Genomic DNA, 12,211 nt, shown 5'->3' on the forward strand with positions numbered 1-12,211 from the left:
GCCGGGCGCCGGCGGCGAGCGCGGCCGGCAACCGGCTGCCGGCGAACGCCGACCACCAGTCGACGTCGGTGAGGCCGAGCCGGCGGGCGACCCGCTCGGTCTCGGTGCTGAGGTACGGCTGCAGCAGCACCGGCTCGTCGAAGAACGGCACCGCCACGTCGGCGCGGGCGGCGAGGACTCGGCTGTGCCGCCCACCGTTACGCCACGCGGCCAGCGGCTCGCCGTAGTCGGCGTTCCCGGCGGCGATGAAGTCCAGGGCGGCGCCGAGGGTGAAACCGTCGCGGCCACCGACGTACCCGGTCATCCGCCGTGCCGCCGGCAGCTGCGCGGCGAGGTAAGCGGGAAGCAGCCCGGACAGGCCGGGCATCAACCCGGCGGAGAGCACCGCGACCCGGTCCGCGGCTGCCGGCACGGCGGACACCGCCGCGTGCAGCGGGTCGTCACCGGCCGCGTCGACGTAGCCGGCGCCGCTGCGCGCCGCCGCGCGGGCCACCGTGTCACCGATCGAGGCGGCCGGCCCGGCGCAGTTGACGACGGTGTGGCAGCCGGCGCAGAACGCGTCCAGGCTGGCGGCGTCGGTGACGTCCACCGCCCGCACGTGCACTCGCGGGTCGTCGGCGACGAGCTGGGCGGGGTCGCGGGCGCCGGCCCGTACGGTGTCGGCGCCCCAGGCCAGCAGGTGCGCCAGCGCGTGCCGGCCCACGCCGCCGGTGGCGCCCACCAGGGCCACCGTCCCGGGCACGTCAGCCGTCCCCGGCGATCGGACCGGCCCACGCTGCCGGATCGTCCGGCACCCGGCGCACGGTCAGCTCGCCCAGGCACACGTCGCGCCACCAGTCGACGCTCGTCGGGTCCGGCTCGGACGGGCAGAGCAGCGTGACGTCTCCCGCGTACGGGGAACTGCCGTAGCCGTCGCCGGTGACCGGGTCGGCGACCACCAGCCCGGCGACGTCCGCCCCCGATTCGGTGAGCTGCCGGGCCAGCTCCAACGCCAGCACCCCGGCCTCGCCCCGGCCGACCAGCGTCAGCGACCCGGTCGACAGGTGCTCGGCCAGCGCCGCCGTGTAGTCGGCGGCGAGGCGTTGCACCAGCGGCGCCGGGTCCAGGCCGGCGTAGCGGTGCAGGCCGGTGTCCGCGATCCCGCACACGGCTCCCGAGCTGGCCAGCCGCTCGGCCAGCCCGGCGTACCCGTCGAGGCCGCCGCTGCCATCGTGGACCAGGACGTACCGGGGCGGGCCCCCGCCGGCCAGCGTCACCACCTCGCCGGTGTCGCTGCCCGCCGGTTGCTCGTCCGGCCGGACACTGCCGGCGGCGGCCAGGTGGTCGGCGAGGTCGGCCACGGTCGGGTGCTCCAGGATCCGGCGCAGCAGCTCGTCGAAGAAGACGTCGGCGGCGGCCGGCACCCGCTCGGCGAGCTGGCCGGCGAGCTTCGCGGCGAGCAGCGAGTCGCCGCCGAGGGCGAAGAAGTCGGCGTCCCGCCCGACCCGCTCCACCCGCAGCACGTCGGCCCAGACGGCCGCGATCCGCTCCTCCAACTCGGTGAGCGGCGCCGCGGCGGCCACCTCGGGACCGGCCGTCGTGGCCGCCACCAACCGTCGTACGGCCGTGCGGTCCAGTTTGCCGTTCGCCGTGCGGGGCAGCTCGTCGACCACCTGCAGCACGCCCGGACTCATGTAGTCGGGCAGCCGCTCGGCCAGGTGTGTCCGCAGTTCGTCGGGTACCACCCGCCGCCGGTCGGCCTTGACCCGGGCGGCGATGATCCGCATGCCGAGCCCGGCCATCGGGTCGCCGGCCGCCGGCAGGTCGAGCACGGGGGACGCGCCGGCGGCGGCGAGCAGGCTGCGCCACTCGTCGCCGGTGAGGAACGTCCGGTCGGTGCCGTGGCGCAGGTCAGCGAAGTCCCCGAGGTCGTCGTCGAGCCGGACCAGCAGCTCCAGCGACGTCATGATCTGGTAGTGCTCCCGGGTCATCTCCAGCAGCACCAGGTGTCCGCCGGGGGCGAGCAGGCCGCGCAGCCGCGCCAGGGTGGCCGGTACGTCCCGGGTGGCGTGCAGGACATCGCCGGCGATCACGATGTCGGCGCTGTTCGGCGGCATCCCCTGCCCGGCCAGGTCGGCGTCGAGGTCCAGTTGCGCGAAGCGGATGCCCGGCCGGTCGGCGAAGCGTTGCCGGCCGGCACCGAGGAAGAACGCGGACAGGTCGGTGTAGAGGTAGTCGACGTCGAGGCCGTCCAGCGCGTCGAGCACGGCCGCGGTGGTGCCGCCGGACCCGGCGCCGACCTCGACGATGCGCACCGGCCCGGTCAGCCTCTCGGCGAGGGCGCGGACGGTCGCGGCCGCGACCGTGTTGGCCCACCGGTTGAACAGGGCGTCGGCGTAGAGGTTGTCCGACACCGACAGTTCGCCGCCGGGAAACAGCAGCGCGAGGGGGTCCTCGTCGCCGCGCAGCAGCGCCGGCAGCGCGGCGGCGCTGGCCTGGAAGTACCGGACCAGCTCGGGAGACTCCCCGACCGACGCGGCCCGCTCGGCCGCCGCGTCCCAGGCGCGCGCGGCGGGCGGCGGCGCTGCCACCAGCCGGTAGCCGTCGTCGTGGCGCAGCACCCCGGAGTCGGTGAGCGCCCGCAGCCAGCGGCGCAGCAGCCGCCGGTGCCGGGGCGCGACGCGGGTGGCGGCGTACACCTCGTCCAGGCTGTGCGGGCGGTCGTCGAGGGCGAGGCCGGCGGCGCGCAGGGTGTCCAGCATGGCGGCGAGGCCGAGGCGGTCCAGCTCGCGCAGGTACGTGTCGTAGGCGCCCAGGTCGGTGCCGGCCACCAGGGCGGCCCCGGCCGCGGTGGGTACGGCCGGGTCGACCGGCTGCCCGGGGCCGGGTTCGACGGCTGCGGGCTGGACGACGGCGGCCAGCCGCTTCTCCAGTGGACGGTCACCGTCCACCACGGCGATCGCCCCACCCACCGCGGGGTGCGTCAGCAGCGCCGACTCGACCTCGGCCAACTCGATCCGATGGCCGCGGATCTTGACCTGGAAGTCCTCCCGACCGAGGAACTCGATGGTGCCGTCGGGCAGGTAGCGCCCGAGGTCACCGGTGCGGTACAGCCGCTCGCCGCTGGCCGGGTCGGTGACGAACCGCTCGGCCGTGCGCGCCTCGTCGCCGAGGTAGCCCAGCGCCAGCCCCGCCCCGCCGATGTACAACTCCCCGGTGACCCAGTCCGGTCGGGGTCGCAGCGCGGCGTCACGCACGTGCCAGGTCTGGTTGGTCAGCGGCACCCCGTACGGGATGCTGCGCCAGGCGGGGTCCACCCGGCCGATCGGGTGGATGATCGACCAGATGGCGGCCTCGGTCGCGCCGCCCAGGCTGACCACGGCCAGGCCGGGGACCAGGTCGCGGATTTGGTCCGGCAGGGTCACCGGAATCCAGTCGCCGCTGAGCAGGGCCAGCCGCAGCGAGGGGATCCGGACCATCGGCGCGGCCGCGAGGTAGTCGGCGAGCATCTGCAGCTGCGCCGGCACCGAGTTCCAGACGGTCACCTCGTTCTCGGCGACCAGTTCGGCCCAGTGGGTGGGGTCACTCCGCCGCTCGGGCGCCGGCAGCACCAGGGCGGCGCCGACCGCGGGCGGGCCGAACAGGTCGTAGACGGACAGGTCGAAGCCGAGGTTGGCCAGGCCGAGCACCCGGTCGTCCGGGGTCACGTCGAACCGGCTGTTGATGTCGACCACGGTGTTCAGGGCCGCCCGGTGGGTGATCACCACGCCCTTCGGCGTGCCCGTCGACCCGGACGTGTGGATGACGTACGCCCGGTCGTCCGGGCCGACCGGCCGCGCCGGCAGCTCCGTCGGCGCCGGGCCGTCGCAGTCGTCCACCGCGATCGGCAGCACCCCCGCCGACCAGTCGCCGTCCACCCGGGCGGCCTCGGTGAGGACGTGCCGGATCCCCGCGCCAGCGAGGATCAGGTCACGACGGGCGGGCGGCTGGTTGGTGTCGATCGGCACGTACGCGGCGCCCGCCAGCAGCGCGCCGAACACCGCGACCACCTGCCGCCAGCCCTTGTCGGCGACCACCGCGACCAGGTCACCGGGCCGGCAGCCCTTCTCTGCCAGCCGGGCGGCCACGGCGGCGGCACGGCCGGTGAGCTGCCGGTAGGTGAGCGTGCCGTCCGGGGCCACCACGGCCACCCGGTCCGGGGTCCGCAGCGCCTGGGCGAGGACGCCCTCGTGCAGCAGCCCGTCGGGCAGCGGCGCGGCGGTGGCGTTGACCTCGGCGCGGCGACGGGCGCTCGCCTCGGGCAGCGCGACCGGGGCCAGTTCCTCCCACGCCTCGTCGGTGCACGCCAGCCGGCGCAGCAGCGCGGCGTACGCGGCGAACATCTCGTCGACCACGCCGTCGGGAAAGACGCCGTCGCGGACGTCCCAGTTGGTGGCCAGCCCGCCGGAACGCTCGATGTTCTGGCAGTCGATCCACACCTGCGGGGTCTGGCTGATGCCGTACCCCAGCTCGCCGAAGCCCTCCACGCCGGTGTCGCCGCCCAGGCCGATGGCGCTGGTGAAGACGATGGGCATCAGCGCGGCGTCGGCGCCCCGGCGGCGGGCCAGCTCGCGGACCACGTCGACGCCGGAGAACCGGCGGTGGTCCAGGTCGGACCAGAGCTGCGCCTGGATCCGCTTGGCCCGCTCCTGGACCGGCGCGTCCGGGCTCTGCTCCACGGCGAGCAGGCTGACCGAGGTGAAGTCGCCGACGATCCGATCCACCTGCGGGTGCGTCGGCGTCCGGTTGAGCAGGGTGACGTCGACGGTGAAGCGCGGGTGCGCGCTCCACGCGGCGATCACCTCGACGTACGCGGCGAGCACCGCCCCGGAGGGGCTGATGCCGTGCTGCCCGGCGCGCTGGCGCAACCCGGCCCACTCGGACGGGTCCAGCCGCAGGTCGAGGCGGCGGAAACGGGGCGGCGCGGCCGTGCCGTCGCCACGCAGGGGCAGTTCCGGGGCGGGGGGCAGGTCGTCGAGCCGGGCCAGCCACCAGTCCCGGTCGGCCTGGTGGCGGGGGCCGCCGCGCAGCGGCTCGGTGGCCAGCAGGTGGTCGCGGAACGTCAGCGTCAGCTCGTCGGTGGGCGGGTCACCGGCGTACCGGCGGCCCAGCTCGTCGAGCAGGATGTTGATGCTGACGAAGTCGCAGATCAGAAAGTCGATCGAGAAGTGCAGGACGCAGCGCCCCGGGCCGCGGGTGACCCGGAGCGTGAACAGCGGCCACTGCTGCGGGTCGTACCGGCGGTGGTCCAGCTCCGCCCGGGTGGCGGCCACCGCGTCGTCGAAGCCGGCCGCGTCGGCGTCGCGCGCCTCGATCCGGTACGCCGGCACGTCGGGTCGTACCTGCTGGGAGCCGTCGCGGTTGACGACGGCCCGCAGCATGTCGTGTCGGGCGACGACCTCGTGCCAGGCGCGTTCCAGCCGGTCGACGTCCAGCTCGGTGAAGGTCAGCTCGCCGTACCCGTGGCAGCCGACGCCGCCGTAGGCGAAGCCGTCGCCCCGTCCGAGCAGGTACGCGCTCTGTACGTCGGTGAGCGGGAACGGCTCGTGGCGCTGCTCGGGGTGCGGCGCGGCGGTGGGCGCGGCGGCGTCGCGCAGCACGGCCAGCACCTGTTCCTTGTGCTGGCGCAGCGCGGCGCGTCGCTGTTCGGTGAGGGCGCCGGTGGGGGCCCGGAAGCGGAGTTGGCCGTCCTCCTCCCAGAGTTGGACCCCGAACTGCGCCAGCTCGGCAACCAGGTCCTGCCCGTTCATATCGCCCCTTCCTCGTACGTGCCGGCGGCGTGCTGCACGGCGGTGGCCAGGTCCGCGATGGTCGGCCGGTCGAGCAGGCCCCGCATCGGCAGGTCGACGCCGTACCGCTCGCGCAGCACGGCCAGCAGCCGGGTGGCGAGCAGGCTGTCCCCGCCGAGGCTGAAGAAGTTCCGGGTGCGGCCGGGGACGGGGCAGTTCAGCAGGTCGGCCCAGAGCGCGCCGAGGTCGCTCTCCAGGCCGGGCCGGGGCGGCTCGTCGGCCGGCCCGCTGTCCCCGCTGGCCAGCAGGGTGGCCACCGCGCCCCGGTCGATCTTGCCGTTGCCGCTCAATGGCAGCCGGTCGAGCACCGCGACGTGCTCGGGCACCATGTACGCGGGCAGCCGGTCGGTGACGAACGTGCTGGTGACGTCCGGGTCGAGGGTGACGTCCGGGTCGGCGACGACGGCGGCGGCGAGCCTGCGGGTGCTCGTGCCGACGGCTACCACGACCGCGTCGCGGACCCCGGGGCACTCCAGCAGGGCCGCTTCGACCTCGCCCAGTTCGATGCGGTGTCCGCGGATCTTGACCTGGAAGTCGGCCCGGCCGAGGAACTCCAGCGTCCCGTCCGGCCAGTACCGGCCGAGGTCCCCCGTGCGGTACCACCGCACCCCGTCCTGCGCCACGAACCGCTGCGCCGTGCGCTCGGGGTCGCCCCGGTAACCCGCCGCCACCCCGGCGCCACCTATCCACAACTCCCCCACCACCCAGTCCGGACAGTCCCGCCCCCGCCCGTCCACGACCCGGTAGCGCTGGTTGGGCAGCGGGAAGCCGTACGGGATGGACCGCCAGTGCGCGGGGACCACGTCCACGTCGAACGCGTTGGACCAGATGGCCGCCTCGGTGGCGCCGCCGAGGGCGGTCAGCCGGGCGTCCGGGCGGCGGGCGACGAGCCGGTCGCGCAGGTCCAGGCCGACCCAGTCGCCGGAGACCAGGGCGTGCCGCAGCGCGCCGAGCGGTTCGTCGCCGGCCGCGGTGAGCAGCATGTCGAGCAGGGCGGGCACGGTGTTCCAGATGGTGACGCCGTGCTGGCGGACGAGGCGCAGCCAGGTGCGGGCGTCGCGCCGCTGCTCCTCCTCGACGAGCACCACCGCGCCGCCGACGCCGAGGAGCCCGAAGATGTCGAACACCGACAGGTCGAAGTCGAGCGCCGACACCGCCAGCACCCGGTCGTCCGCGTCGAGGCGCAGGCGGTCGCTGACCGCGGCGAGGGTGTTCAGGGCCGCTGCGTGGGACATCTCGACGCCCTTGGGCTCGCCGGTGGAGCCGGAGGTGAAGATGACGTACGCCAACGCGTCCGCGTCGACCGGCACGCACCCGTCGAGGGCCGGCCCACCGTCGCCGGCCGAGGCGAGTCCGTCCGCGCCGACGACCGTCTTCACGTCGGCCCGGGTGAAGATCCGCTCCCGGCGGACCACCGGCTGGTCGACGCCGACCGGCACGTACACGCCCCCTGCCGCGAGCACACCCAACACCGCGACGACCTGGTCGACACCCTTGGGCAGGCACACCCCGACCGCGTCCCCCGGACCGACACCGGCCCGGCCCAAGGCCCCGGCCAGCGTCAACGCCCGTCCGGCCAGCTCCCCGTAGGACACCACCACCTCATCGCCCAGCAGCGCCACCCGCCCCGGCTCCCGCCCCGCCCGCGCGAAGAACCCGTCGTGCAGCAGGCCCAGTGGGGTCGGCGCGGTGGTCGCGTTCACCCGGTGGCGGACCGCCCGCTGCGCCTCGGGAAGCCCGACCGGCGCGGTTCGTGCCCAGTCGCCGGCGGCCAGGGTGGTCAGCAGCTCGACGTACGCGGCGAACATCGCCTCCACCATGCCGGCCGGGAACAGCTCGGCGACCACGTCCCAGTTGACGCTCAGGCCGCCGTCGCGTTCCATGACCTGGTTGTCCAGCCACACCTGCGGGGTCTGCGACGCTCCCCAGATCTGCTCACCGAACGGCAGGGACATGTTGACCAGTTCGTCGCTGATGCCCAACGCGCTGGTGAAGACCACCGGCATGGTGGCGGCGGGCGCGCCGGTACGCCGGGCGATCTCCCGCAGCACCCAGATGGCGGAGACCCCGTTGTGCTCCATGCCGTCCCACATCCGCTCCTGAAGGCGGCGGACCAGGGTCAGGAAGTCGTCGTCGACGCCGGGCCGGTGCGGGACGAGCAGCAGCGAGGTGAAGTCGCCGAGCACGTGGTCGATGTCGGGGTGGACCTCCCGGCGGTCGAAGAGGGTCAGGTTGAGGGTGAGGTCGCCTCGCCCGCTCCAGGCCGAGAGCACCTCGGCGTACGCGGTGGCGAGCACGGCGGCCGGGCTCACCCCGTGGGCGCGGGCGGCGTCCACCAGGGCGGTCCACGCCGCCGGGGTGAGCCGAGCCTCGTGGCGGACGAAGCGGGGCGCGCGTACCCGTTCGGGGTCGACGGCGAGCGGTAGTTGCGGCGCGGGCGGCAGCTCGGCCGACTGCGCCGACCAGTAGCGCTGGTCGGCCTGGATGGTGGCCTCGTCGGGCTGGGCGGTGAGCACATAGTCACGGAAGGACACACCGATCGGGCGCAGTGGCGCGTCGAGGTCGACGTAGAGGGCGGACAGCTCGGCGAAGACGGTGACGATGCTGAGCGCGTCGAGCACGATGTAGTCGAAGCTGAACGCCAGCCGGACCCGGCGCTCGCCGTACCGCACAGCCTCGATGGCCACCAGCGGCCAGCGCGTCGGGTCGGCGACGCGGTGTGACAGCCGCTCGCGCAGGTCGGCGAGCGCGGCCTCGCCGTCGCCGACCGGGATGGTCACCTCGGGCGCCTCGGGCTGGATGCGCTGGCGCCCGTCGGGGTCGAAGACGGCCCGCAGCATCTCGTGTCGCCGGACCAGCCGGTTCCAGGCCGCGGTGAGCCGTTCGAGGTCCACGTCCGCGCCGTCGAACTCCCAGTACCAGTGGGACCCGACCTCGCCGAGGGCGAAGTCGCCGGTCCGGCCCATCCAGTACGCCCGCTGCACGTCGGTCGCGGGGAACGGGTCGTGGCGGTGCGCCGGGTCGGCGACGAAGGTCCCGGTCAGCCCGGCTCCCGTGTCGAGCCGGACTCCGGCGGCGAACCCGGCGAGCGTCGGCTCGGCGAAGAGGCGGCGCAGTTGGCCGCCGGCGAGCCCGGCCGCGCGCATCCGGCCCAGCAGCCGGGTGGCGAGCAGGCTGTCCCCGCCGAGGGCGAAGAAGCTGTCGGTGCGGCCGACGGTCGGCACGTCGAGCAGGTCGGCCCAGAGGGTGGCCAGCGTCGTCTCGACCGGCCCGACGGGCGCCTCGACGGTGGTGGGCCGGTCGGTGCGGTCGGCGAGCCGGCGGGTGAGCGCCGGCCGGTCGATCTTGCCGTTGCCGCTCAACGGCAGCCGGTCGAGCACCGCGACGTGCTCCGGCACCATGTACGCCGGCAGCCGGTCGACGACGAACGCCCGGACCGCCTCGGGATCCAGGTCGGACTCGGGCACGACGGCGGCGGCGAGCCGGCGGGTGCTCGTGCCCACGGCGACCACGACCGCGTCGCGGACCCCGGGGCACTCCAGCAGGGCCGCTTCGACCTCGCCCAACTCGATGCGGTGTCCGCGGATCTTCACCTGGAAGTCCGCCCGGCCGAGGAACTCCACCGTCCCGTCCGGCCAGTACCGGCCCAGATCCCCCGTGCGATACCACCGCACCCCGTCCTGCGCCACGAACCGCTGCGCCGTGCGCTCCGGATCCCCCCGGTAACCCGCCGCCACCCCGGCACCACCGATCCACAACTCCCCCACCACCCAGTCCGGACAGTCCCGCCCCCGCCCGTCCACCACGCGGCAGCGCTGGTTGGGCAGCGGAAAGCCGTACGGAATGGACCGCCAGTGCGCGGGTACCGCGCCCACCTCGAAGACGGTGGAGTGGATGGCGGTCTCGGTGGTGCCGCCGAGGGCGACGAGCCGGGCGTCCGGGCGCAGCGCCACCAGCCGGTCGCGCAGGTCCAGGCCGACCCAGTCGCCGCCGAGCAGGGCCAGCCGCAGATGCTCCAGCCCGCCGTCGGCCTCGGCGGCGGTCAGCAGCATGTCCAGCAGCGCGGGGACCGACTGCCAGACGGTGACCCGGTGGGCGGCGACGAGCCGACGCCAGGCGCTCGCGTCGCGCCGCTGTTCCTCGCCGATCAGCACGACGGCGCCGCCGGCGCCGAGGAGCCCGAAAATGTCGAACACCGACAGGTCGAAGTCCAGCGCCGACACCGCCAGCACCCGGTCGTCCGCGCCGATGTGGAAACACCGGCGGATGGCCTCGATGGTGGTGCCGGCGGCGGCGTGCGGCACCTCGACGCCCTTGGGCTCGCCGGTGGAGCCGGAGGTGAAGATGACGTACGCCAACGCGTCCGCGTCGACCGGCACGCACCCGTCCAGGGCCGGCCCGCCGTCGCCGGCCGGGGCGAGCCCACCGTCGCCCACCACGACCGTCGCGCCGGCCCGCTGCCAGATCCGGCTGCGCCGTGCGGCCGGCTGGTCCACGCCGGCCGGCACGTACACGCCGCCGGCGGCGAGCACACCCAACACCGCGACGACCTGGTCGACACCCTTGGGCAGGCACACCCCCACCGCGTCCCCCGGACCAACCCCGGCCCGCGTCAACGCCCCAGCCAACGTCAACGCCCGCCCGGCCAGCTCCCCGTAGGACACCGCCACCTCATCACCCCGCACCGCCACCCGCCCCGGCTCCCGCCCCGCCCACGCGAAGAAGCCCTCGTGCAGCAGGCCGACCGGCAGTGTCGCCGCCGTGTCGTTGGCGCGCCGCCGGACCGCCCGCTGCCCAGCGGGCAGCAGGTCGGGTGCCGGCGCCGTCCAGTCGTCGGCGGTCAGCCGGGTCAGCAACTCGACGTACGCGGCGAACATCGCCTCGGACACACCGGGCGGGAACAGCTCCGCCACCAGGTCCCAGTTGAGGTAGAGGCCCCCCTCGCGCTCGGTGACCTGGTTGTCCAGCCACACCTGCGGGGTCTGCGAGGAGGTCCACACCGGGTCGCCGAAGCATGCGCGGACGTCGGCGCCGAACAGGTCGCCGAGGCTGAGCGCGCTGGTGAAGACCACCGGGGCGAGCACCCCCCGGTCGGACCGGGCGCGGGCCAGGTCGCGCAGCACGTCCACCCCGGAGTACGCGCTGTGCGCCACGTCCCGGGCGAACTGCTCCTGAAGCCGGCGGGCGCGCTCGACGAACGGCACCTCGTCGGTGGCGTCGACCTCGAGCAGCAGCAGGTTGGTGAAGTCCCCGCTCAGCAACGGCACGTCCGGGTGGTAGGGCGTCCGGTCGTACAGCGGCAGGTTGAGCAGGAAGCGCTGCCGGCTGCTCCAGGCGGCCAGGACCTCGGCGAAGGCCGTCAGGAACACCATCGACAGGGTGACGCCGTGCTCTCGCGCGCGGGCGGCGAGCCGGTCCCGGTCGGCGCCGGAGAGCCAATGGTGGTGCCGCAGCACCCGGTGGCCGGAGATGCGTTCCGGGGCCACGGCCACCGGCAGGTCGGGCCCGCCGGGCAGGTCGGGCACCCGCTGCCGCCAGTAGCGGGCCGCGGCATCGCGGGCGTCGGCCCGGCGCCGCTCGTGGGTGGCCAGATAGCGGTGGTAGCTGTAGCTGATCGCCGGCAGCGGCTCGTCAGGCCGGCGGTAGAGCCGGGCGAGGTCGGCGAGGAGCACCCGGAAGCTGTGCGCGTCGGCGACCAGCATCTCGATCTCCACGTGCACCCGGCTCGCCCCGTCGGGCAGCAGGGAGAGCTGGACGTCGAACACCTCGCCGCGGTCCACCCGCAGGGTGCGGTGGGACAGGGTGGCGCGCAGGTCGGCGAGCCGCCGGTCCCGCTCGCCGTCGGGCAGGTCGCGCAGGTCGTGCAGGGTCAGGCCGGGCCAGGCGCCGTCCGGGGTGATCTGCTGCCGCCCGTCGTCGAGGAAGCGCGCCCGGAGCATGTCGTGGCGGCGGACCAGCGCGCGGATCGCGTGGTGCAGCCGGTCCGGGTCCACCTGCCGGCCGTCGAACTCGTTGTAGAAGTGCGCACCCACACCGCCGAGGGCCTGGTCCCCGGCACGTCCGACCCAGTACGCGTGCTGCATGGTGGCCAGGGCGAACGGCTCGTCCGGGTCGACCTCCACCTCGTCGTCGTCCTCGGCCGACTCGCCGGCGGGCGGCGTGTCCCCGTCCGCCGGGTGGGCCAGCGCGTGCCACTGCCGAACGGTGCGGTGCTCGATGAGCTGGGCGAAGGTGAGCCCCGCGCCGGCCCAGCCGGCGGCGAGTCGCATCAGCCCGATCGAGTCGAGGCCGCGCTCCAGCAGGTCGTCGTCGGGCGCCACGGGCTCCTCGAGCAGCGCCGCGACGTCGGCGCACATGCCGTCCAGGGTCAGCGTGGTCAGCACTGGCATGTCTACTCCCGACAG

3 protein-coding genes are annotated in these 12,211 nt (G+C 75.0%); all 3 read right to left on the reverse strand.

Going from position 1 to position 12,211, the window contains the following annotated elements; all coding sequences use genetic code 11:
* On the reverse strand, nt 1-742 hold a 742-nt coding region (locus tag ACWD6N_RS25930; RefSeq protein ID WP_450005207.1), incomplete at its 3' end, for an NAD(P)H-binding protein.
* 1 nt (nt 743) lies between these two features.
* Nucleotides 744-5,768, reverse strand: coding sequence for an amino acid adenylation domain-containing protein (locus ACWD6N_RS25935; RefSeq protein ID WP_450005208.1), 5,025 nt, complete (start codon nt 5,766-5,768; stop codon nt 744-746).
* The gene (locus tag ACWD6N_RS25940) at nt 5,765-12,196 is read right to left on the reverse strand and encodes an amino acid adenylation domain-containing protein (RefSeq protein WP_450005209.1); all 6,432 of its coding nucleotides are present in this window, start codon (nt 12,194-12,196) and stop codon (nt 5,765-5,767) included. The genes ACWD6N_RS25935 and ACWD6N_RS25940 overlap by 4 nt, the downstream gene beginning before the upstream one ends.
* Between the last annotated feature and the right edge of the window lie 15 nt (nt 12,197-12,211).

This window comes from Micromonospora sp. NPDC005163, from assembly GCF_053599835.1.